The organism is Neoaquamicrobium sediminum (assembly GCF_013240295.1).
GTDB lineage: Bacteria > Pseudomonadota > Alphaproteobacteria > Rhizobiales > Rhizobiaceae > Aerobium > Aerobium sediminum.
In genome coordinates this window covers 316023-339097 of sequence record NZ_JABETK010000002.1, presented here as the reverse complement: position 1 = coordinate 339097, position 23075 = coordinate 316023, and the positions used below count along the sequence as shown (strand labels likewise).

19 protein-coding genes and 4 pseudogenes are annotated in these 23075 nt (G+C 63.2%); 15 read left to right on the top strand and 8 right to left on the bottom strand.

The annotated features are described in order from the left end of the window. Nucleotides 1–84: 84 nt before the first annotated feature. From pgsA to HK436_RS13415, 4 genes are all read left to right on the top strand, one after another. Entirely contained in the window at nt 85–669 is a 585-nt protein-coding gene (pgsA, locus tag HK436_RS13430) for a CDP-diacylglycerol--glycerol-3-phosphate 3-phosphatidyltransferase (RefSeq protein ID WP_173190511.1), read from the top strand. Between the two features lie 11 nt (nt 670–680). After that, a complete protein-coding gene (gene moaD, locus HK436_RS13425; RefSeq protein ID WP_173193437.1) occupies nt 681–932 on the top strand; it encodes a molybdopterin converting factor subunit 1 in 252 nt (83 codons plus the stop codon). A 4-nt stretch (nt 933–936) separates the two neighbouring features. Then, nucleotides 937–1404 (top strand): molybdenum cofactor biosynthesis protein MoaE, encoded by a 468-nt coding sequence (locus HK436_RS13420; protein WP_173190509.1) that lies wholly within the window; start codon nt 937–939, stop codon nt 1402–1404. 102 nt (nt 1405–1506) lie between these two features. Further along, the gene (locus tag HK436_RS13415) at nt 1507–3753 is read left to right on the top strand and encodes a putative bifunctional diguanylate cyclase/phosphodiesterase (RefSeq protein WP_173190507.1); all 2247 of its coding nucleotides are present in this window, start codon (nt 1507–1509) and stop codon (nt 3751–3753) included. Between the two features lie 89 nt (nt 3754–3842). On the opposite strand, the gene ndk is transcribed toward HK436_RS13415, so the two are convergent. Beyond that, nucleotides 3843–4265, bottom strand: coding sequence for a nucleoside-diphosphate kinase (ndk, locus tag HK436_RS13410; protein ID WP_173193435.1), 423 nt, complete (start codon nt 4263–4265; stop codon nt 3843–3845). A gap of 87 nt (nt 4266–4352) precedes the next feature. Next, nucleotides 4353–5044 (bottom strand): annotated as a pseudogene (locus HK436_RS13405) (glutathione S-transferase family protein). Nucleotides 5045–5111: 67 nt separating this feature from the next. On the opposite strand from HK436_RS13405, the gene HK436_RS13400 reads away from it, so the two are divergent. Then, on the top strand, nt 5112–5624 hold the full coding sequence (locus HK436_RS13400) for a DinB family protein (protein ID WP_173190505.1): 513 nt from the start codon (nt 5112–5114) through the stop codon (nt 5622–5624). Between the two features lie 26 nt (nt 5625–5650). Here HK436_RS13400 and HK436_RS13395 read toward each other — a convergent pair whose 3' ends face one another. Both HK436_RS13395 and HK436_RS34100 read right to left on the bottom strand, forming a co-directional pair. Then, the gene (locus HK436_RS13395) at nt 5651–5944 is read right to left on the bottom strand and encodes a ubiquitin family protein (protein ID WP_173190503.1); all 294 of its coding nucleotides are present in this window, start codon (nt 5942–5944) and stop codon (nt 5651–5653) included. 6 nt (nt 5945–5950) lie between these two features. Continuing rightward, a pseudogene (locus tag HK436_RS34100) lies at nt 5951–7032 on the bottom strand (exo-alpha-sialidase). Nucleotides 7033–7109: 77 nt separating this feature from the next. Between HK436_RS34100 and HK436_RS13385 the strand changes: the two are divergent. The 4 genes from HK436_RS13385 (at nt 7110) to HK436_RS13365 (ending at nt 11207) form a co-directional block, all read left to right on the top strand. After that, nucleotides 7110–7577: a MarR family winged helix-turn-helix transcriptional regulator gene (locus HK436_RS13385; protein ID WP_173190501.1), complete on the top strand. Its 468-nt coding sequence runs from the start codon at nt 7110–7112 to the stop codon at nt 7575–7577. 158 nt (nt 7578–7735) lie between these two features. Beyond that, nucleotides 7736–8443: a hypothetical protein gene (locus HK436_RS30415; protein ID WP_194248533.1), complete on the top strand. Its 708-nt coding sequence runs from the start codon at nt 7736–7738 to the stop codon at nt 8441–8443. 83 nt (nt 8444–8526) lie between these two features. Then, the gene (locus tag HK436_RS13370; RefSeq protein ID WP_173190497.1) at nt 8527–10404 is read left to right on the top strand and encodes an ABC-F family ATP-binding cassette domain-containing protein; all 1878 of its coding nucleotides are present in this window, start codon (nt 8527–8529) and stop codon (nt 10402–10404) included. Continuing rightward, nucleotides 10401–11207 (top strand): crotonase/enoyl-CoA hydratase family protein, encoded by an 807-nt coding sequence (locus HK436_RS13365; protein WP_173190495.1) that lies wholly within the window; start codon nt 10401–10403, stop codon nt 11205–11207. Before HK436_RS13370 ends, HK436_RS13365 begins: the two co-directional genes overlap by 4 nt. A gap of 669 nt (nt 11208–11876) precedes the next feature. Here the strand turns inward: HK436_RS13365 and HK436_RS13360 are convergent. Next, nucleotides 11877–12325: pseudogene (locus tag HK436_RS13360) on the bottom strand (DNA polymerase III subunit chi). An 8-nt stretch (nt 12326–12333) separates the two neighbouring features. After that, the gene (locus HK436_RS13355) at nt 12334–13824 is read right to left on the bottom strand and encodes a leucyl aminopeptidase (protein ID WP_173190493.1); all 1491 of its coding nucleotides are present in this window, start codon (nt 13822–13824) and stop codon (nt 12334–12336) included. A 317-nt stretch (nt 13825–14141) separates the two neighbouring features. Here HK436_RS13355 and HK436_RS13350 point away from each other — a divergent pair. The 6 genes and pseudogenes from HK436_RS13350 (at nt 14142) to rsmA (ending at nt 21751) form a co-directional block, all read left to right on the top strand. Continuing rightward, nucleotides 14142–15343 (top strand): annotated as a pseudogene (locus HK436_RS13350) (LptF/LptG family permease). After that, a complete protein-coding gene (gene lptG, locus HK436_RS13345) occupies nt 15340–16428 on the top strand; it encodes an LPS export ABC transporter permease LptG (RefSeq protein ID WP_173190491.1) in 1089 nt (362 codons plus the stop codon). The pseudogene HK436_RS13350 and the gene lptG overlap by 4 nt, the downstream one beginning before the upstream one ends. Beyond that, entirely contained in the window at nt 16429–18846 is a 2418-nt protein-coding gene (locus HK436_RS13340) for an LPS-assembly protein LptD (RefSeq protein WP_312860597.1), read from the top strand. It abuts the gene before it with no gap. Nucleotides 18847–18948: 102 nt separating this feature from the next. After that, nucleotides 18949–19881, top strand: coding sequence for a SurA N-terminal domain-containing protein (locus tag HK436_RS13335; RefSeq protein ID WP_173190490.1), 933 nt, complete (start codon nt 18949–18951; stop codon nt 19879–19881). 35 nt (nt 19882–19916) lie between these two features. Further along, entirely contained in the window at nt 19917–20927 is a 1011-nt protein-coding gene (gene pdxA / locus HK436_RS13330; RefSeq protein WP_173190488.1) for a 4-hydroxythreonine-4-phosphate dehydrogenase PdxA, read from the top strand. After that, a complete protein-coding gene (rsmA, locus tag HK436_RS13325) occupies nt 20924–21751 on the top strand; it encodes a 16S rRNA (adenine(1518)-N(6)/adenine(1519)-N(6))-dimethyltransferase RsmA (RefSeq protein WP_173190486.1) in 828 nt (275 codons plus the stop codon). The genes pdxA and rsmA overlap by 4 nt, the downstream gene beginning before the upstream one ends. Nucleotides 21752–21775: 24 nt before the next feature. Here the strand turns inward: rsmA and HK436_RS13320 are convergent, their stop codons facing one another. Then, nucleotides 21776–22306, bottom strand: a complete 531-nt coding sequence (locus tag HK436_RS13320; RefSeq protein ID WP_173190484.1) for a hypothetical protein — start codon at nt 22304–22306, stop codon at nt 21776–21778. Between the two features lie 112 nt (nt 22307–22418). Next, nucleotides 22419–23075, bottom strand: coding sequence for a guanylate kinase (gmk, locus tag HK436_RS13315; RefSeq protein WP_244648948.1), 657 nt, complete (start codon nt 23073–23075; stop codon nt 22419–22421).

Sequence of the window (23075 nt, the reverse complement as noted above, 5' to 3'; positions counted from 1 at the left end):
GTTCGGGCCAGATGCCGCAGGGTGCGAGGTTGACCGCCCACGGCACGTACTGATTAGTAGGAGCGAGAATCGTTTCGGGAAGCCATGTCCAGACGCGCCTTCAACCTGCCAAACATGCTGACCTATGGGCGCATACTTGCCGTACCGGTCATCGTTCTTTGCTTCTATCTCGAGGGACGGATACGGCCCACCGACTGGTGGCGCTGGGCGGCATTCTGGATCTTTGTCGCCGCCAGCGTGACCGACTATTTCGACGGCTATATCGCGCGCATCTGGGAGCAGACGTCGAATATCGGCAAGATGCTCGACCCGATCGCCGACAAGCTGCTCGTCTCGGCCGTCCTGCTGCTGCTGGCTTTCGACCGCACCATCGACAAATGGTCGCTGTGGGCGGCGATCATCATCCTGTGCCGTGAAATCCTCGTTTCCGGATTGCGCGAATATCTGGCGGCGCTGAAAGTCTCGGTGCCGGTCACGCAGCTCGCGAAATGGAAGACGACCATCCAGCTTGTCGCGATCGGTTTCCTGCTGGCCGGACCGGCAGGCGACAAGATCCTGCCCTACACCACCGAAATCGGCATCGTCCTGTTGTGGGTCTCGGCGATCGTCACCCTTTACACGGGATACGATTATTTCCGCGCCGGGCTGAAGCACGTGATCGAGGAATAGCGGTGACGGCCGTGAAGCTGAGATATTTCGCCTGGGTACGTGAACGGATAGGCACGGCCGAGGAAGATATCGAGCTTCCCGCCAATCTCAACACGGTACGAGACCTGCTTTTGTGGCTGCAGGCGCGTGATGATGGCTACGCCGAGGCGCTGCGCCATCCCGAGGTGATCCGCGTGGCGATCAACCAGGAACATGTCGACCACAAGGAACGGCTGGAAGGCGCGCGCGAGATCGCGCTGTTCCCGCCCATGACCGGCGGATAATCCGATGGGCGGCAGCACCGTTGTTCCGACAGTGCGCATCCAGCAGGAGGATTTCGATCTCGCCGAGGAAGTCGCGCGGCTTTCGGCCGGCGGCTCCAATATCGGCGCCGTCGTCACCTTTTCCGGACTTTGCCGGGATGAGGATGGTCGCCTTTCAGCGCTGGAACTGGAACATTATCCGGGAATGGCGGAAGCCGAGATCGGCCGTATCGCCGAGGAAGCGATCCGCCGCTGGCCGTTGACGGGCCTTACGGCCATCCACCGCCATGGCCTTATCGTGCCGGGCGAAAACATCGTGGTGGTGATTGCAGCGTCATCGCATCGCCAGGCCGCATTCGAGGCCGCCGCGTTCATGATGGACTTTCTGAAGACGCGCGCCCCATTCTGGAAACGGGAACATCTCATCGACGGCACACCAGGTCCATGGGTGGACGCCACCGAAGCGGATGAAACATCCACGAGGCGCTGGTGAAGCTTTACCTGGCGTTAAACATGCCATGACCTCGCTGTCGCAATTATAATATTTGCAACTTCGTCGACTTAGCGTTGCCGCTGGGTAATCGGGCGGCGGTGCATGGAATTCTTCTTTGCCACGATGATTGATCTGGTGATCAGCCGGGAATGGCTTGCCACGACAAATGTCGTGCTCGCCTGCCTGCTGGTCATCTGGATCTTTCGCAACCGCCGCCTCTACCGGCGAAGCCGCGCCGAGCAGGCAAACCAGCGCGATCTGATCGAGAACCTTTCGGAAGGCATATATCGTTCCTCACCGGCAGGGCGGCAGCTCAGCGCCAACAAGGCGCTGGTAAAGCTCAATGGCTACGAAACAGAGGCCGAGCTTCTGGCGGCGGCCAAGAATATCGGCAAGGAGTGGTATGTAGAACCACGTCGCCGGGACCAGTTCCGCGCCATCCTGGCGCGCGACGGCTTCGTCAAGGACTTCGTCTCCGAGATCTATCGACACAAGACCCGCGAGCGCATCTGGATCACGGAGTCGGCCCGCCTCGTGCGCGACAGCAACGGCAGGACGCTCTTCTACGAAGGCTCTGTTCGCGAGATAACCGAGACGGTCAACCGGCTGAAAGCCGAAGAGTTGCTTCGCAAGCTGTCATCTCAGGTGCCCGGCGGACTTGTGCAGCTCGAGAGGAATGCAAAGGGCACCTACGAGCTCTCATACGCGAGCGCCGGTTTCCGCACCATTTTTGGTCTCGAGCCTCACGAGTCTTTCAGCGGTCCAAGCCGCTTCCTGCGGATGATCGAGAAAGCCGACCGGAGAGACTTCGTACGCGCCCTGCGGGCCTCCCGCGATGCCCTCGAACCGTTTGATATGGAATTCCGGGCAATCGCGGCAGACGGAACGAACAAATGGCTGCGCGCGAGCGCCAAACCCGAACGTGTCCGCGGCGGCGTCATGTGGCACGGCTACGTCAACGACATCTCCGCGCGCAAGCGCAACGAGATGGAGATCCAGAAGCTTGCCTTCTTCGACCCGCTTACCGGCCTGCCCAATCGTCGCATGTTCATGGATCGCATGGCCAGGGCAGTTGGTCGCTGCCATGACAGGGCCGGCTGCGGCGCCCTGATCTTCATCGACCTCGACAACTTCAAAACACTGAACGATACGCGCGGCCATGACGTCGGCGACGAATATCTGGTGCAGGTCGCCCGGCGGCTGCAAGCTTGCGTACGCGAGGGAGACACGGTGGCGCGAATCGGCGGTGACGAATTCGTCGTTATCCTCGACAGTGCAGGCCATGACTATGCGCATACGTATCGCGCGGCCATCATGACCGCCAACAAGGTTCTGGCGGCAATGCGTGGCGCCTTCGAGATTGGTCAATTCAACCACGCATCGTCCGCAAGCCTCGGCGTCGTCGTCTTCAACGGCAGGGATTGCCAGCCGGAAGACGTGCTGAAACAGGCCGACATCGCGATGTACCAGGCCAAGGCTGCCGGACGGAACGGCATGGCAGTCTACGATCATCTGTCGATGAGCCCGGAATCGGACCGTTACCGGCTGCTCAATGAATTTAAGGCAGCGCTGGGCACGGATGCGCTGGAACTCCATTATCAGCCGCAGATGGACGACAGCGGCCACGTAATCGGCGCCGAGGCGCTCTGCCGCTGGCAACACCCCGAATTCGGCACGCTGCTGCCGGAGCGGTTCGTGCCGTTGACCGAGCAGTTCGGCCTGATCCGCGAGTTCGGCAATTTCGTTCTGGCCACGGGTGTCGCGCAACTCGCACGCTGGCAGCGGGACGCGACGACCGCTGGGCTACGCCTTGCAATCAACGTCAACGCACAGGCGCTTTCCAGCGACGACTTCGTCTCCAACCTTTCCGCACTGCTTGAAGCCCACGGCGTCGAGCCCGGCCTTCTAACGCTGGAGTTGACGGAAAGCATCATGACGAGGGATCGCAGACATATCGGCAATCGGATGCATGCGCTGAAGGCGCTCGGCGTACGGCTTTCGCTCGACGATTTCGGGTCCGGCTACTCCTCGCTCGCCCACCTCAAGCGGCTGCCGTTCGATGAACTGAAGATCGACGGCAGCTTCGTCGCAGATATCGAGAGCGGCGAGAGCGACCGAGCGCTGGTCAAGTCCATTCTCGGGACCGCGCGGACACTGAGGCTGACAGCCGTGGCCGAGCATGTCGAAAATGCGCGGCAGGAAGCGTTTCTGCGGGCCTTCGGCTGCGATTTCTTCCAAGGCTACCACTACAGCCCAGCCCTGCCCGAGGACGCTTTCGCTGCTTTCGTTCAGAATCGTCGCCAACCAGCGGCGCTGACGGCCGCTCCGAGGTTGCGCCAGTCGGCCTGAGACGCCGCGAAAAGCGAAAAGGCCGCGGCATCGCCGCGCCTTTTGCTCAATCAGTTCATAGCATTATCGGCAAAGGCCGATAATCCGATTCAGCCGACGATCTCGGTGTCGGAGAACCAGTAGCGAATCTCCTGGGCTGCCGTTTCAGGTGCATCCGAGCCGTGAACGGAGTTCTCGCCGATCGACAGGGCATGCACCTTGCGGATTGTGCCTTCATCGGCGTTGGCCGGGTTGGTGGCGCCCATGACTTCACGGTTCTTGGCGATGGCGTTCTCGCCTTCCAGCACCTGAACGACAGTCGGGCCGGAGGACATGAATTCGCACAGTTCGTCGAAGAACGGGCGCTCCTTGTGAACGGCGTAGAAGCCTTCCGCATCGCGGCGGCTCATCCACACGCGACGGGATGCGACGACGCGCAGACCTGCGTCCTCCAGCATCTTGGTGATCGCGCCGGTGAGGTTGCGGCGCGTTGCGTCGGGTTTGATCATCGAAAAGGTGCGTTCGATCGCCATGGTCGGTCCTTCAGTCATGAGAAAAATCGGAGAGGTGGCGGGTCTATACAGGCCCGCCGTGCCGATGTGAAGGGGCGAGCGGGGCCGTCAGGCCGCAGCAGAAACGCTTCGGCCGAGCCCGCTATGAAGATCGAGGCATCGCTCGAACCACATTGCCACCGGATCGTCGGCCGCAAGCACCGGATAGGGGAAATCACTCGCGCCCACTGGAACGCGCTGGCAACGATGTAGTCGGAAAAGAGTGCCGTCTCTCCGCCGATGAATGGCTGTACGGAAAGCATTGACCGCAGCGGTTCTAGCTTTGCGCGGAACGCGTCGAGCCCGGCATCGCGGCCCGCCGGCACTTCCTCAATGGGTTTGCCGAACCGCGCCTCGCGGGTCGTCCTGAAATGCGCCTGATCCGCCGGATCGAGCCTGTCGTGGATGTCCATGAGCACGGCCGCGCCCAGGAACGGGTGAACGGTGAGTTGCGACCAGCGCTCGATGAAACGGGCGGCAGCCTTGCCGCCTTCGCCGCCGAACAGCGACGGCCGGTCGGGATAGGTTTCCTCGAGATAGAGCGCGATCGCGAAGCTGTCGCCGACAACCCGCTCGCCATCGCGGATAACCGGCACGGTGCCGCAGACGCCCTGTTCCACGCCCTTAACGGCGGTGAAGGGCGTGGGCACGCTTTCGTAGGCGAGCCCCTTATGCGCAAGAGCAAAAGCCACTTTCCAGCAATGCGGGCTGAACGGCCGGCTGCGGTCGGTGCCGACGAGGTCATAAAGCAGAATGGTCATTGGCGCGGGCCTCTTGCTTGTGTAGGTGTGCCGCAACATCGACCGTCCGAGGTTGAAAGGAAAGCCCATGCGTCAGCATTTTCAGATGTTTGCAGCCTATAATCGTTGGGCCAATGCGCTTGTCTACGAGGCGACCGCCGCCCTTTCGGAGGAGGACCAGAACCGCGACATGGGCGCGTTTTTCGGCTCGCTGATGGGCACGCTCAACCATCTGCTGGTGACCGACCGGATATGGCTCAAGCGCTTCACCGGAGAAGGTGCGGCACCGGCGGCGCTCGACACGATCCTGTATCCGGACTTCGTCGGCCTGCGCGGCGCTCGCGAGGCGGAAGATGCGCGTATCGTCGACTGGATAGGTTCACTGAGCAAGGAAGACCTGGCAGGCCGCTTCACCTATGTGACGGCCACCGACATGCGCACCATTTCGCAGCGGCTCGCCCCGGCACTGGCGCATTTCTTCAACCACCAGACCCACCACCGGGGGCAGGCGCACGCGATGCTGACGGCGTTGGGTCAGCCGAGCCTGCGGCTCGACCTCGTCTATTTCCAGCGCATGGAGGAAGGCCGCGCCTTCGCCTGAGGCGCGGGGCCACGGTACCGGACGGGTCAGCCACCGCTGATCGCGGTCAGCACGAAGACTTCCGAGCCTGGCGCGAGGGCGGTGCCGAGCGAGGCACGCTCACCGCCCACGAATATGTTCATGTGCTTGCGGATGGCGGGGCGAGAATCGCAGATGCGGTCGCCCATGCCGGGCCAGCGGCGGTCGAGTTCGCGTACCATTGCCGAAACGCTGTCGGCGTGCATCTCCACGTGGCGCGTCGAGCCCGGAAACAGATCGACCAGCAGCGGCGAGAGCTTGACTACAACCGGGGTCGTATTCTGCGGAGCGTCGGAAGACATAACTGGTCAGCGCACGACGACCATGGTCTCCACCGACGAGATCGACGGCAGGTGCTCCGCGATGCAGGACCAGCTATCGCCCTCGTCGCTGGACGCAAAGAGTGCGCCGCCGGACGTGCCGAAATAGACCCCGGCGGGCTCCATGCGGTCGGCCGCCATGGCCTGGCGCAGGACGCCGAAGAACGCGTTCTTCTGCGGGAGGCCTCTGCGCATGTCCTGCCAGCTCTTGCCGCCGTCGCGCGTGCGCCAGACGGCCGCCTTGGCGTCGGGCACGAACCGGCCGTGGATGTCGCCGTTGAGCGGCAGCAGATAGAGCGTCGACGGGTCGCGTGGGTGAACCGCCGCGGAAACCCGAAGCTGGAGGGCAGGCCCGCCTCTATGCTCTCCCACGTTCTGCCGGCATCGGTGCTGCGATACATGCCGCAATGGTTCTGCTGGTAGAGCAGGTCCGGCTCGCCGGGCGCCTGAACGAGGCAATGCACGCACTGGCCGAATTCGGGGTAGTTCTGCCCCTCGGGCATGAAGTCCGCGCGTGTGCCCTTGTTGCGCGGTTCCCACGTCTCGCCGCCATCACCCGTGAAGAACACGCCGGCCGACGAAATGCCGATCCAGATGCGATCCGGGTCGGCATGGTCGGGCACCAGCGAATGCAGGATGAGCCCCGCTCCGCCGGGTTCCCAGTCGGGCCGCGTCGGATGCTTCTGCAGGCCTTCCATGTGGGTCCAGCTCTGGCCTGCATCGTCGCTGAAGAAGAGGCCTGCCGGCTGCACGCCGGCATAGAGGCGGCCGTTACGGGCCGCGAGGCTCCAGACCGCCTTGATGGGCTCTTGCCCCGCCTCGTAGGCGAGCCCCTCACTCGAATGCGACCAGCTTTCGCCGAGATCGGTGGATTTCCATACCGCCGGGCCGAACCATTCATTGCCGGCCGCGCCATAGATCGTGCCCGTGGCTGGGTCGCCGATCACATGCTGCATGGGCCAGGTTTCGCAGAACGGTCCGCGCAATTCCCAGGAACTGCGGGCCGCATCGCTTTGCGCGATGAATACGCCTTTCTTGGTACCGATCAGGACCAGCACCTGTTCCGGCATGGTTGTTCCTCCCTCGCCTATTCCGCCGTCCGCCGCACCTCTCTGGACAATAAAGTTGATATCAACATAATTATGGCATGTCAAAGCCTGCCGATTCGCCGAACCACGATACGCTTCCGTTCGCAACAACCCTGCATGTGCGGGACAAATGCCTTTGCCTGCACCTGCAGCGGGCTGCGCGCGCCACGGCGCGCATGTTCGACGAAGCCCTACGGCCGATCGGCATTACCAGCGGCCAGTTCTCACTGTTGATGTCGCTCAACCGCCCTGCCCCGCCGCTGATGGGCGAGATCGCGGCCTTTCTCGCCATGGACCGCACGACGCTTACCGCGATGCTCAAACCGCTCCAACGGCGCGGCCTGCTCGAAGCCAGGACCGATGAAGCGGATCGCCGCGGCAAACGGCTCGTGCTTTTGCCAGAGGGACACGCCCTGCTGGCACGAGCCGTACCAGTGTGGGCCCGCAAGGAAGAGCAGATAGAAGCTCTCCTGATCGGTTCCGATCCTGAAAGGCTGCGTCAGGATCTGGTCATGCTGGGCCGGTAGCGGAAAACCAGCTCGAGTTTGAATCAAAGGCCTCCGCCACTTTAAACCTATGCACAACCCTGGCGGGCGGTGATCCGCAACTTTCACGGGCGGGCATTCGTACCCCTTCATGTAGCCGGCAACCCCTGCCGGCATCAAACCTGAAGGAGAGCGTTATCATGGCTAATATCATGTCCATCATAAGCAAGACGCTGGCCGGCGGGGCGGTTGCCTTTGTTCTGAGCGGCCCGGCCCAGGGACAGAGCATCGGCATTGGGGTCGATGCCGGCGGTATCGACGCCGGCGTAGGCTTGGGAGTTTCCGGCGATGAAGGCATCGGCGCCGGGCTGGGCGCTTCGATCGGAGGCAGCGGCGGCGTCAACGCCGGCGCAGGTGCAAGCGTCGGCGGCAACAGTGGCATCGACGCAGGTGCAGGCGCCTCGGTCGGCGGCAGCAACGGCGTGAATGCCGGCGTCGGCGCCAGCGTTGGCGGCAGCGAGGGCATCAACGCGGGCGTTGGTGCATCTGTCGGCGGCAGCAATGGCGTGAATGCGGGAGCATCTGCCTCCATTGGCGGCGGCGGCGTCGATGTCGGTATCGGCATCGGTATCGGTGGCGACGGCGGCGATGACAATGGCGGTGGTGGAGGCGGCGGTGGTACCGGCGGCGGCGGTAACAACGGCGGTGGCAGCGCCGGCGGTGGCGGCAACAATGGCGGCGGCGGTGGAGGCGGTGGAGGCGGCGTGCCTGCACCCGGCATTGCCGGCCTCGGCAACGGCAAGCCCGAGGTGGCCCAGAGGCGTTGCCCCGAGATCGTTTCCAATCCGTCCTTCTACGATCGGGACCTCGTGTCGCTGTGCCGCATGACGCTCCAGGCGTCCCGCTAACCGGCATGTGAGCGCGGCGGCAACCAAAAGCCGCCGCGCCCGCCCTTGCCTTCCCGGCGCCGCTCGGCCAATAGAGCGGCGCCATGCTTATCATCAACGACATATCGCTCCGCATTGCCGGCCGCCTGCTGCTCGACCACGCCTCGCTCACGCTTCCAGCGGGATCGAAGGCGGGGTTCGTCGGCCGCAACGGCACCGGCAAGACCACGCTGTTCAAGGCGATCACCGGCGAGATGCCAACCGAAACCGGCTCGATCAGCTTTCCGAAGAACACGCGGATCGGACAGGTGGCGCAGGAAGCGCCCGGCACCGAGGAGCCGCTGATCGAGATCGTACTCAAGGCCGATACCGAGCGGCTGGCCCTTTTGGCCGAGGCCGAGACGGCCACCGACGCCAACCGCATCGCCGAAATCCAGATGCGGCTCGCCGACATCGACGCCCACTCGGCGGAAGCGCGCGCGGCGACGATCCTTGCCGGGCTCGGTTTCGACACCGAGGCGCAGAAGCGGCCGGCATCCTCGTTTTCCGGCGGATGGCGCATGCGCGTGGCGCTGGCGTCCGTTCTCTTCGCCGAGCCTGACCTGCTGCTGCTGGACGAGCCGACCAACTATCTCGACCTCGAAGGCACGATGTGGCTGGAAAGTTACGTCGCAAAATATCCGCACACCGTGCTGCTCATCAGCCACGATCGCGATCTGCTCAACCGCGCGGTCAATTCGATCGTGCATCTCGACCAGAAGAAGCTGACCTTCTGGCGCGGCGGCTACGACCAGTTCGAGCGCCTGCGCAGCGAGCAGCTCGAACTGCAGGAAAAGAGCCGCATCAAGCAGGAAGCGCAGCGCCAGCATATGGAAAGCTTCGTCGAGCGCTTCCGCTACAAGGCCTCCAAGGCACGACAGGCGCAGTCGCGCCTGAAAGCGCTGGAGAAGATGAAGCCGATCTCGGCGGTCATCGAGGACAGCGTTCGGCCGTTCTCGTTTCCCGAACCCGTCAAGACGGTCGCCTCGCCGATCGTGACCACGCAGGCAGGCGCAGTCGGCTATCAGCCGGGCAAACCCGTGCTCAAGGGGCTGACGCTGCGGATCGACGAGGACGACCGCATTGCGCTGCTGGGTTCCAACGGCAACGGCAAGTCGACCTTCGCCAAGCTGCTCGCCGGGCGGCTTTCGCTGGACAGCGGCGGCATGACCATCGCGCCGGGGCTGAAGGTCGCCATGTTCGCCCAGCACCAGCTCGACGACCTGCGGCCGGAGGAGAGCGCCGTCGAGCACGTGCGTCGCCTCATGCCCGATGCCCCGGAAGCCAAGGTTCGCGCCCGCGTGGCGCAGATGGGCCTGACGACCGAGAAGATGTCGACAAAGGCGAAGGATCTTTCGGGCGGCGAGAAGGCGCGCCTGTTGATGGGACTGGCGGCGTTCGAGGGACCGAACCTGCTGATCCTCGACGAGCCGACCAACCATCTCGACATCGACAGCCGCGAGGCGCTGATGGTGGCGCTCAACGAGTTTCCAGGCGCCGTGATCCTCATCAGCCATGACCGGCATCTGATCGAAGCGACGGTCGACAGGCTTTGGCTCGTCAAGGACGGCACGGTTGTCAGTTACGATGGCGATCTCACCGACTATCGCCAGCTCGTGACCGGCGGAGCCTCCGACCGGCGCGAGAGACGCGAGGCCGACAAGGCGTCAAAGGCCGACAAACGGCGCGAGGCCGCCGCCCGCCGTCAGGCGATGGAGCCTGTCGCCAAGGAAATCCGCGCCACCGAGGGCCTGATCGACCGGACGCGCAAGCGGATCGACGCGATCGAGGACCAGCTTGCCGATCCCGCGCTCTACGAAAAGGACCCGTCGACCGCCACGCAGCTTGCCAAGGAACGTTCCGACCTTTCCAATACGCTCGCCCGCCACGAGGACAGATGGCTGACCCTGTCGGCGGAGTATGAGGAAGGAATCGCGGAATGACGATTCGCAGCGAGCGCGACGGCGACATCACCATCGTCACGATAGACCGGGCTGAAGCCCGCAACGCGGTCAACCCGGAGATGGCGGATGCGATGTTCCGCGCTTTCGTCGATTTCGAGCGCGACGATACGCAAAAGGTCGCGATCCTGACCGGCGTGCCGGGGGCGTTTTCGTCCGGGTTCGACCTGAAATGGGCCGCGACCAACGTAAAGGACACCTGGTTCGCCGATCACGATCTGGACAGCTCCTTCGACGGCAGCGACGACAGGCCGCGCAAGGGGCCGATGGGACCGACGCGCCTGACGCTCTCGAAGCCGGTGATCGCCGCGATTTCCGGGCCAGCGGTCGCAGGCGGCATGGAACTCGCCTTATGGTGCGATCTGCGCGTGATGGAAAAATCGGCCTATATGGGCGTCTACTGCCGTCGCTGGGGCGTTCCGCTGATCGACGGCGGGACGGTACGCCTGCCGCGCATCGTCGGCCATGGCCGCGCGATGGACCTGATCCTCACCGGCCGGCAGGTCGATGCCGACGAGTGCCACGCGATCGGGCTCGCCAACTATCTTTGCGACGACGGCGAGGCCTTGCAGACTGCGCTCGGCATCGCGCGGGATCTTACCCGCTTCCCGCAGGCCTGCATGCGCGCCGACCGTATGTCGGCCATACGACAGTGGTCCCTGGCGCCGGAGCAAGCGCTGGCGGCCGAATGGCGTAGCGTCGAGACCTTCCGCCAGGAAGGCATGGCCGGCGCGGGCCGCTTCGCCTCCGGCAAAGGGCGCGCGGGCGGTTTCGACGAAATCTGAATTCCCGAGGTCTTCGGCCTGACTCTGCCCCACTTTGGCGGCTTGGAATTGGGATTTTCGCGGCGGCGGCGAAAGGTCAGCAAAAAGCCGACGACGCCCACCGCCATCAGGACGAAGCCCGCGGGCTGCATGCGCGGGTCGGGTAATGCCGCAACCGTGGCCAGCACGAGATCGACGCTCAGCAATAACGGCCTGACGTCATCACCGATCTCGATGTCGAAGCGGTAGTCTCCCTCGGCGCCGTTCAGGATGCCGGCTGCCGCGCGATAGAGCTGGACGCGCGTCTGTGGGCTTTCCAGAACCGCAGCACCGGACAGTGCGAGCCCTTCGCGTAATACGACATTTTCATCGGCATCGCGAACGACTGCCGTCAGCGCCGCAAGCCGAAGGTCATCGGGCAGAGCGTCTTCCGTTCGCAACTCGGCGCCGACGGCGACCTGCCTGCTAATGTCAAGGACGGTCTCGACCGTGCGTTCCCCAGTTTCCCGCTCGTAAATGCGCCACCTGCCGATTTCGTCGCCGCCGGAGCCGGCGACGACGCGCGGATAGACGATGCCGAGCACCACTCCGGCCACAAGCATCAGCATGAACAAGAGACGGAGTACCCATCTCATCGCGGTAACTTCCAGGTTTCGTGATCACTAACCGTCGGCAGGGAAGGCATGCAGGTCAAGCCTTGCGCTCCCAGCGGCGTTCCGGCGTCTGCTGCCAGTAGGTCGCCGCGTGGCCCGCAGTCTTCATGGCTTTCCAGTGGCCACGCGCCTGCTCCACCTGGCTCATATCGTGCCCATCGAACATGAAGACCGCCCGGTCGTAACCCGACAGTTCAGGCGGTTCTGCCCCATCGACCATGAACCGGATACGCGCTGCGTTCGCGTTGCCCGTGCTGGTGGTCAGAAGCACTGGCTGATGCTGCGCATGCTGATCATGCTCCGTGCCATGCGCGAGGAAGGAATCGTCGCGGTAGGTCCACAGGTGCGTGTCGAGCGCGTCGCGCCGTTCGTCGCTGCCGGTTTGCACCACCGCACGCCAGCCGCGCTCCAGGCTTTTTCCAGGAGCGGCGGCAAGGCGTCTTCCAGTGCCGACTCGGTCAGGTGGTAGAACAGCACCTCGGTCATCGGTGCGGTCAGCCCTCGTAGTGGTCGCGAACCAGACGGTCGAGCAGCCGCACGCCGAAGCCGGACGCCCACGAGTGATTGATCTCGCTGGAGGGCGAGCCCATCGCGGTGCCGGCAATGTCGAGATGCGCCCAGGGCGTGTCACCGACGAAGCGCTGGAGGAACTGCGCCGCGGTGATGGAACCGGCATTGCGCCCGCCCGTGTTCTTCATGTCGGCGTTCTTGGAATCGATGAGCTTGTCGTATTCGGGCGCGAGCGGCAGGCGCCAGACCTTCTCGCCCGTATCCTTGCCCGAGCCCAGCAGCCGGTCTGCAAGCTCGTCATTGTTGGAGAAAAGGCCGGCATGCTCGTTGCCGAGCGCGACGATCACGGCGCCGGTCAGCGTCGCGAGATTGATCATGAAGCGGGGCTTGAAACGCTCGTTGCAGTACCAGAGCGCGTCGGCAAGAACGAGCCGGCCTTCCGCATCGGTGTTGATGACCTCAATGGTCTGACCGGACATGGAAGTCACGATGTCGCCGGGGCGCTGGGCATTGGCATCCGGCATGTTCTCGACCAGCCCGATGATGCCGACGGCGTTGACTTTTGCCTTACGGGCGGCGAGCGCGTGCATCAGGCCGGTCACGGCGGCGGCACCGCCCATGTCGCCCTTCATGTCCTCCATGCCGCCGGCGGGCTTGATCGAAATGCCGCCCGAATCGAACACCACGCCCTTGCCGATGAAGGCGACCGGCTGGTCCTTTGCCTTGCCGCCGTCCCAGCGCATGACCGCAAGGCGCGCCGGGCGCGCGGAGCCCTGGGCAACGCCGAGAAGCGCGGCCATGCCGAGCTTCTTCATTTCCTTCTCGGTCAGGATCTCGACCTTGACGTCGAGCTTCTCGAGCTCCTTCGCCTTGTCGGCGAACTCCAGCGTGCCGAGCACGTTGGCAGGTTCGTTGACGAGGTCGCGGGCGAGCAGCACACCGTCGGCTACCGCCTCAGCCGTGGCGAATGCCTTCTTGGCCGCGGAAGGGTTGGCGCAGAGGATCGTGACCTTCGCCGGCTTGGCGGCATCTGCTTTGCCGTTGTCCTTTTTCGTCTTGTATTTGTCGAAGGCGTAGGCGCCGAGCATCGCGCCGAATGCGAGCGAGGCGACATCTTCAGCAGAGGCCTCGGCGCCGTCGATATCGGCCAGGATCGAGATTTCGCCGGTCTTCTTCGCCGCGGCAAAGGCGGCACCGCCGATGCGGTTCCAGGCGCGCTCGTCAAGCGCGTCCGCCTTGCCGACGCCGATGGCGACGAGCCTGTCATAATCGCTTCCCTGAGGGGCGAGCACTTCGAGGCTCGTGGCAAGCTTGCCGGAAAAGTCCGCTACGCCAAACGCCTTCTTGAGAGCGCCTTGCGGGTCGCACGCGGACGCAGCCTCGGAAAGCCCGCCCCCGTCTGTCGCCAGTACGACGACGCTTCCCTTTTTCGGCGTGGCTATCTTGGCGAATGCGATGGAGGGACGTTGGGACATAAGCTTTCTGACTGCCTTCTGATTCTGCAAATTCCGTAAGCCGAGTGGCCTGCTTTGATAGTGGCGTTTTCGGACGGTTTGACAAGTCCGGCTCAAGCTTCACATCACACTATGCGTGATCGGGGATCGTTAACCTTGTTTCTTTGTAGTTTGTTCGCCTAAATTCCGCAGAATTGCCACGGGGGACAGTCCTCGGACCGACGGGGCGACGAACGGGACACGCTTTCGATGCGCGCCGCCTTGCTGGTAGCGCGCAGCCGGAAAAGGTCTTGTTTGCGCCGCACGCTCGTCAAATTGAAACCGGAACGTCGCGCCGCATGAAGGTCGTTGAACAGTACATATTGCGACGTACGCTGGGCATTTTCGTAGCAACCCTGTTCTGGGTGCTGGCGATCGTATGGACCACCCAGATCCTGACCCGCATCAATGTGGTGACCGGCAACGGCCAGTCGGCTGCGACCTTTTTCGAGATCGCGTGGCTGGTGTTGCCGGCGGTCATTCCCGTGGTGATTCCCTTTGCGGTGGGCATCGCGGTCGCGCAGACCCTGACCACGATGAACACCGATTCGAACTCATCGTCATCAGCGCCGCAGGAAGCCCGCGCATGACCGTGATGCGGCCAATCCTGCTGCTGGCCGTCGGAGCCTGCATCGTATCGTTCGCAGTCAACAATTTCGTCGAGCCTTATTCGCGCGAGCGCCTGCGGGTGCTGATCTCCGATGCCCGCGCCGACCTCATCACCAGCATCGTGCAGGAAGGGACCTTCCAACAGGTCGAGCAGGGTCTCAATATGCAGATCGGCGAGCGACTGCCCGATGGGAGGCTCGGCGGCATATTCGTGTCGGATACCCGCGAAGAGGGCATCGAGCTTATCTATTACGCCAAGAGCGGCGCGACGGTGGACCTGAACGGAACGAATCTTCTGGTCATGCAGGATGGGGTGGTGCACCGGAAGACCGCAGACGGCGTTTCCGTCGTGCAGTATAAATCCTACGCGCTCGATCTCTCGCAATTCACTGCCAGCAATTCCGGCCCGACTCTCCTGCCGAAGGACCGCACGCTGGCTTACCTGATGAATCCCGATCCCAACGATCCGGTGTTCAAGAAGTCGCCCCAGGGCTTCCGGGCGGAACTGCACAAGCGCTTCACCGAATGGCTTTACCCCATGGTGTTCGCGCTGATTGCGCTGGCGGTAGCGGGTGACTCGCGCTCATTTCGCGAGGCGCGGGTTCATCCGCTTCTGACGACGATGACCATCGCGCTGATCGTGCGCTGGGCGGGCTTCTTCGCCGCGGACAAGGTGTGGAACGTGCCCGCCTTCACGCCGATGATGTACGGCGTGCCCATCGCGGCATGCGGTGTGGCGGCATTCTTCATCGCGACCAATCGTGTGATGGAACTGCCGCTGTCGGTGGTGGAGCGCGGCCAGACGATCTGGACCCGCCTCCAGCAGCAGCTTGTCGCAATCAAGGTGAGACTGTCCGGCTACAAGCGCGCGCTTCCGGGAGACCCCGTATGATCGGTCTCACGCTCGGGCGCTATCTGTTCACGCGCTATGTCTCGATCACCTTCTGGTTCCTCACCGGAATCGCGGCGATCATCTTCATCATCAACTTCACCGAGTTGTCCGGGCGACTGGGCGGGCTGCCTAACTATTCGGTCGGATTGACGCTCGGCATCGCCACGCTGCAGACGCCGATGATCATGATGCAGGCGGTGCCATTCGTGGCGCTGATTTCCGCCATGACGACGCTGGTCTCGCTGAACCGCAAATACGAGCTCGTCGTTGCACGTGCGGCGGGCATATCGGCCTGGCAATTTCTGTTGCCGATCTGCCTGGGTGCCCTCGCCTATGGCTTGGTGACTATTCTGCTTCTCAACCCGATCGCCGCCAATGGTTTCGAGCGCAGCCAGGTGCTCGAAGTGGAGGTTCGTACCGACAGCGACACCGCCTTGGGACAGCCGGCGTCCCCCTGGATCAAGCAGCGAACGAACGAAGGCGAAACGATCATCGGCGCACGCCGGATTCTCAACCGCGGGCTCGAGCTCGTGGATGCCACCTTCCTTCGCATCGACCGACGTGGCGATCTTTACGAACGCATCGATGCGCGGCGTGCCTACCTCAGAGACGGGCGCTGGGAGTTGCGCGCAGCGACGCGGACCCGTACCGGCGAAACGCCGGAAGCGGCCGGGACAGTGAGAATCAATACCAATCTCACTCCTGAGTTCGTGCTCGAGCGCCTGGCCGCACCGGAGACGATTCCGATCTACGAGTTGCCGCGCAAAATTGCCGCAGCCCGCTCGTTCGGCCTCGGCGCGAACGCCTTCGCGATGCATTTTCACTCGCTGGTGGCGCTGCCGGCCCTGCTCGTTGCGATGACTTTGATTGCCGCGACGGTATCGATGCGCTTCGCCCGTATGGGGCAGTCGGCAACGATTATTCTGGGTGGCGTCCTCGCCGGCTTTCTGCTTTATGTCGTTTCGGTTCTGGTCAAGGCGTTTGGAAGCGCCGGATTCGTGCCGCCTGTGGCGGCGGCATGGTTTCCGGTTCTGATCGCCAGTTTTTTCGGGGTGACTTTTCTCTTGTACAAGGAGGACGGTTAGTTGAGGGGCGAACTCGCGACATATCGCAAGTCCGCCCGGACTTTGCGCCTCATCGGTGCGACGGCGCTCGCCTGCATCATGGCGGTCAGCGTTGCACCCGGCTTAGCGACTGCACAGCAGATCGACCTTGAAGGCATGACCTCGTCGCCAGACGCCGACATGCTGCTCGAGGCAGATACTATCGTCTACGACAACGACCGCAACACCATCACCGCAGTCGGCGGCGTACAGATCGACTATGACGGCAGCCGGCTCGTCGCACAGCGCGTTACCTACGATCGCGCTACCTCGCGCCTGATCGCCACCGGCAATGTCGAGATCGTCGACAGGCAGGGCACGCGGATTTTCTCCGACGAAATAGATGTCACCGACGATTTCCGCGACGCCTTCGTGCGTACCCTTCGGGTGGAAACGGCCGACGAGACCTATTTCGCCGCGGAAAGCGCCGACCGCCGCGACGGCAGCATCACCACCTTCAATTACGGCGTCTACACGGCCTGTAAGCCCTGCGAGGAAAAGCCGGACAAGGCGCCGGTCTGGCGCGTGAAGGCGCAGAAGATCATCTGGAACGGACAGACGAAGACCGTTCGTTTCGAGCGCGCGCGCTTCGAGATGTTCGGCATGCCTCTGGCGTTCCTGCCCGCCTTCGAGATCGCCGACCCGACGGTAAAGCAGCGTACGGGTTTCCTGATTCCGAGCTACAAGTCCGATGAGGACCTCGGGCATGGCGTGGTTGTTCCCTTCTATTGGGGAATCTCGCCAACCTACGACATCACGTTCAAGCCGACCGTCTATTCGAAACAGGGCTTCCTTGCCGAGGCCGAATGGCGCCAGCGCTTTGACAACGGCTCCTATTCGATCACGGTTGCCGGCATTCGCCAGCGCAACCCCGAAGAGTTCTACAACGATATAGCGGGAAATCCCGACCCGCTGTCGTTTACCGACAACGAAACCTTCAGGGGCATGGTCGGCTCCAAGGGCGAGTTTCAGATCAATCCGCGCTGGACTTTCGGCTGGGACGTCATGGCCCAGAGCGACAAGAACTTCTCCCATCGGTATGGGATCGCCGGTTTCAGTGAACTCAACCGTACGAATGAAGTCTATCTGACCGGTTTGAACGATCGGAACTATTTCGACCTGCGCGGCTATCGCTTCAACGTGCAGGAAGCGCGTGTGCTGCCAACATCGCGTGATCCGCGCCAGCCGTGGGTTCTGCCTTCCTTCGATTATTCCTACACTCCAGATCAATCGATCGCCGGCGGCGAGCTGAACATCGACGTCAACGTGCAGGGCGTGCACCGCAGCGAACTCGACGTGCGCGATTTCTCAGTTGCGGGCAACAACCGGACACGGCTGACAGGCATCGACGGCACATCCGGTCGCGTCACCGCGCAGGCCGAGTGGAAACGGTCTTATGTGGCGCCGGGCGGCCTTATGCTGACGTCGATCCTGCATGCCAGGGGCGACGCCATCGGCGTTAGCTACGATGGACTGACCGAAGACGCGATACGGCGCGCCGCCGCCAACAACGGCGTGACGGCGGACATTCGATCCTCGTATTACCGCGCAATGGCGACGGCAGGCCTTGAAGCGCGCTGGCCGGTCCTGTTCTCCACCACCAGCTCGACGCACGTGCTGGAGCCCATGGCACAGGTTTTCGTGCGGCCTGACGCGCCTTACGGCGATGTGCTGGGCATTCCCAACGAGGACGCGCAGAACCTCGTCTTCGATGCATCGAACCTCTTCGAGCGCGACAAGTTCGCCGGCTACGACCGGATCGAAGGCGGCATTCGCGCCAATTTGGGCATTCGATATTCAGGCGCATTCGCCAATGGCTGGACCACAACTGCCATCGCCGGCCAGTCAATCCACATTGCAGGTACAAACCCCTATGCGTCTCCTGATCTGGTCAATGTCGGCGCGGCCTCGGGGCTTGAAACCGATCGCTCGGACTACGTGACGGCAGTTAACCTGACGAGCCCCGTCGGCCTGAGGCTGGGTGCAGGCGCACGGTTCGACGAAGACACGTTCGAGCTGCGTCGCACAGATGTCAGCGCTGGGTATGCAACGCCCAATTTCGGTATCTCCGGCGTCTATTCCTTTATCGAGGCCCAACCCGACTACGGCTATGCGGAAGACCGGCATGAGGTTCGCGGCGGCGGCTCTGTCAAACTGCATGAATACTGGCGCGTGTTCGGCAGCGGGACCTACGATATCGAAGACGATTTGATGACCCGCAAGACGATCGGCTTCAGCTACGACGACGAATGCTTCTCGTTCACGTTCTTTGGCGGTGAAACGGCGTCCAGAAATTCCAGAACCCGTGAGGTCGAGAAGGAAAAGACGTTCGGCTTCAAGATCGCTCTTCGCACGATCGGCGATATCGGTGCGTCGACGGCTGCTCTGGACTCTTTTTAAGCGCCGCGAAGACTTCGAGCCGCCCTGCGTCACGCTTTTGCCCTATAATCCCATCAGGGAATGATCTAAATCGCGGTGTCTGGCAATCTAGGGAGACACAGTATGGCAAAGCTTGCATCCACCCTGCGCACCTGCGCACTGGCCCTGATGCTTGCGGGGCTTTCAGCGCCTCTGGCTGCTACGGCGTCGCAAGCTTCCGAAATCAAGTACATCGTGAACAACGTTCCGGTGACGAGCTACGATATCCAGCGGCGCGCAGCGTTCCTGCGCATTCAGAACCGGCGCGGCAACCTGCAGCAGCTTGCCGCCGACGAGATGATCAACCAGGCGGTACGTGCTTCCGAAATCCAGCGGATGAATATCCGCATCAGCGACGACCAGGTGGCAGGTGCCTACGAGCGCTTCGCCAAGTCGAACAACATGTCGCCCTCGCAGATGGATCAGGTGCTGAACCAGTCCGGCGTCACCAAGGCGCACTTCCGGGAGTTCATCCGCTCCCAGATGGGTTGGTCGCAGGTGCTGAGCCAGCAGTCGCGCTCCAGCCAGATGAGCGAGCAGGACGCCGTTCAGCGCATGCTTCAGCAGGGCGGCGACAAGCCGTCCGCGACCGAATACATGCTGCAGCAGGTTATCTTTGTGGTGCCGGCATCCGAACGCCGCGCCAAGCTTGGCGCGCGCAAACGCGAGGCTGAAGCGATGCGCCAGCGTTTCCAGAACTGCGAGACGACCCGCGAATTCGCCAAGGGCCTGCTGGATGTCACCGTGCGCGATCTGGGTCGCGTCCTGGAGCCGGAACTGCCGTCGGACTGGGCAAAAGAGGTGAAGGCGGCAAAGGCCGGTTCCGCGACGGTCGTGCGCGAAACCGAGCGCGGCGCGGAATTTATCGGCATCTGCAGCGCGCGTGAGGTCTCCGACGATCGGGTCGCGCAGATGGTGTTTCAGGCCGAAGGCAGCGGCAGCAGCGAAGACAATAACGACACGTCTAAGAAGCTGACCGAGGAACTTCGCGCCAAGGCCCAGATTATCAGGCGCTGACGTTCGATCGAAACCAGCAGGCAGGACCGGCGGGCGTGGGCATACTTGCTCTGACATCGGGCGATCCTTCGGGCATCGGCCCGGAGATCGCCATCGAAGCATGGCGCCGGCGCAAGCAGGACGAAACGCCTCCGTTTCTGTTGCTCAGCGACCCCGCACTCGTCGAGGCGCGGGCCAGTCGCATGGGCCTGCCGGTCAAGATCGCGACGGTAACGCCCGAGGAAGCAGGCGCCGCATTTGCGGATGCGTTGCCAATCGTTCCGCTCGATGCATCGTTTCTGGATTCACCAGGCAATCCCAACGCGGTCAACGCAGCCGGCACCGTAGAAGCCATCGAGACTGCGGTCAGGCTCGTCGTCTCGGGCCGAGCGGATGCGCTGGTCACCTGCCCGATCGCCAAGAAGCCGCTCTACGATGCGGGGTTCGGTTATCCCGGACATACCGAATTCCTCGGTCATCTTGCGGAGACGATCGCAGGATCGTCGGCGACACCCGTCATGATGCTTGCAGGTCCCGAACTGCGGGCCGTGCCGGTCACCATCCATATTCCGCTGGCCAAGGTTGCTCCGACATTGACGACGGCGCTCATCGTCGAGACGGCTTCGATCACGGCGGCCGATCTGCGCGACAAGTTCGGGATAGACAATCCGCGGCTTGCGATCGCGGGGCTGAACCCCCATGCAGGCGAAGACGGCGCCATGGGCAGGGAAGACGAGGACGTCGTACGCCCTGCCGTGGAGCAGCTTCGCAGGCTAGGCATCGATGCCCGGGGGCCCCTGCCCGCGGATACGATGTTCCATGCCCGTGCCCGCGCAGCCTATGACGTGGCGATCTGCATGTATCACGATCAGGCTCTCATCCCCGCAAAGGCGCTCGCTTTCGACGAGACCGTGAACGTCACGCTCGGCCTGCCCTTCATCCGCACCTCGCCGGACCATGGCACCGCGTTCGACATAGCGGGCAAGGGCACCGCGCGGCCCGACAGCCTGATCGCGGCGCTGGGGCTGGCCCGGCAGATGGCCGATGCAAAGGCCGCGCGTCGATGACCATAGACGGGCTGCCGCCGCTTCGCGAGGTGATCGACCGATACGAACTGCGCGCGAAAAAATCGCTCGGACAGAATTTTCTGCTGGACCTCAACCTGACCGGCAAGATCGCGCGGGCGGCTGGCGATCTGTCATCGACCACCGTGATCGAGGTCGGCCCCGGCCCGGGCGGCCTGACGCGCGCGCTGCTGGCTCACGACGCGGCGCGGGTCATCGCTATCGAGCGCGACGAGCGCTGCCTTTCCGCACTTGCCGAGGTCGCGGCGCACTATCCCGGTCGGCTCGACGTGATTGCGGGCGACGCGATGAAAACCGACTTCCCGGCGCTCGCCGAAGGCGCGCAGGACGTCAGGATCGTCGCCAACCTTCCCTATAACATCGGCACCGAGTTGCTGATCCGCTGGCTGACCGTCGCCGACTGGCCTCCCTTCTATTCGTCGATGACGCTGATGTTCCAGAAGGAAGTGGCGCAACGTATCGTGGCGGCGGCTGGCGACAACGCCTATGGCAGGCTGGGCGTGCTCGCGGGATGGCGCACGGAGGCAAGGATCATCTTCGACCTGCCGCCGCAGGCGTTCACGCCGCCGCCCAAGGTTACGTCCGCGGTGGTTCACATCGTGCCGCGTACACAGCCGTTGCCCGCCGATGGCAGGAAGCTCGCGCGCGTGACGGAGGCTGCTTTCGGCCAGCGGCGCAAGATGCTGCGGCAAAGCCTGAAGGGGATCGGCGGAGAGAGCCTGCTGGCGGCCACCGGGATCGACGGCACGCGCCGTGCAGAGACGCTGTCGGTTGCAGAGTTCGTGACGCTCGCCAACGCGATCTGATCTATGGCGGCGACGACCCCGCTATCAGATGAAGCTGTAGATGCCGATCTCGTCGAACCTGACCGGGCCGTCCGCCAAGGTGTCTCCAGCTTCCGCAGTTGCGTATTCTCTCAGCGCATCATCGAGTCTTTCGGCAGCGCTGCCATTCGGGTCGATAAGGGCGTTGGCGAAGTCCATCAGAGAGATGCCAAGCTTGTCGAGGCCCGTATCCTCCGCGATCTTCCGCAGGACCATTTCGCCGCCCGGTGACCGCGTTATCGTGAGCACCTTTTCCTTGATGGCCTGTCCAAAGGCGGAGGCTGACTCGAAATCATCGACGTCCAGCCCAAGACCCTTGCCGACCTGCTCCATGAAGTGAACCTTCAACTGGTTCACGTCGATGGAATTCGCGCTGAACATGGGGTCCGGCTGTTGCGGCTGCGCGGGCGATGCAGCGATCGCGGGGATGCCGACGTTCGCGGGATCACGCTCCCGTCCCACGGCGGAAAAAGACGAGAGGTTGGATTGCTGGAGAAGCTGCAGGGCCGCGAGGTTTGCGGGCGGCAAGACGGACATGTTCACTCCGGCAATGCGCCCGGCACATCATGCGCGGTACATCGTCAAACAGGCCGTGCGTCATGCCCGGCGAACAAAGCCGCCCGCAGAATGCACACCGTGTCTTAAGAATTTACTCCAGCTTCTCGTCCAGCAGGCCAGAGATGAAATCGAACAGGCCCGGGCGGCGGTCCCGACGCAGGCGTTCCGCCGCGACGATCGCCTCCACCTCGGCGAACGCCGTGTCCAGATCCTCGTTGATGACGATGTAATCGTAGTCGCGCCAGTGCTCGATCTCGGCGCGCGCGTTGGCAAGCCGTGCCGCGATGACCTCGTCACGATCCTCTGCGCGGCGGCGCAGCCGCTCCTTGAGCTCTCGCATCGAGGGCGGCAGGATGAAGATCGAAACGATGTCGGCGCGCATCTGATCGCGCAACTGTTCCGCGCCCTGCCAGTCGATGTCGAACAGCATGTCCCGCCCTTCGGCGAGCGCCTTCTCGGCTGGCGCGCGGGGCGTGGCGTAGAAGTTGCCATGGACTTCGGCCCATTCGAGCAATTCGTCGTTATCACGCATGAACTCGAAATCGCGCCTGGAGCGAAAATGGTAGTGCCGGCCGTCGATTTCGCTGCCGCGCCGCGCGCGCGTCGTTACGCTGATCGACAATTCGAAGGCGGGATCGCTTTCGAGCAGATTGCGCGCGATCGTCGACTTGCCAGCACCGGAAGGCGACGACAGCACCAGCATGAGCCCGCGACGGCGGATCGAAGCGATAAGGGGCGTATCCGCCAT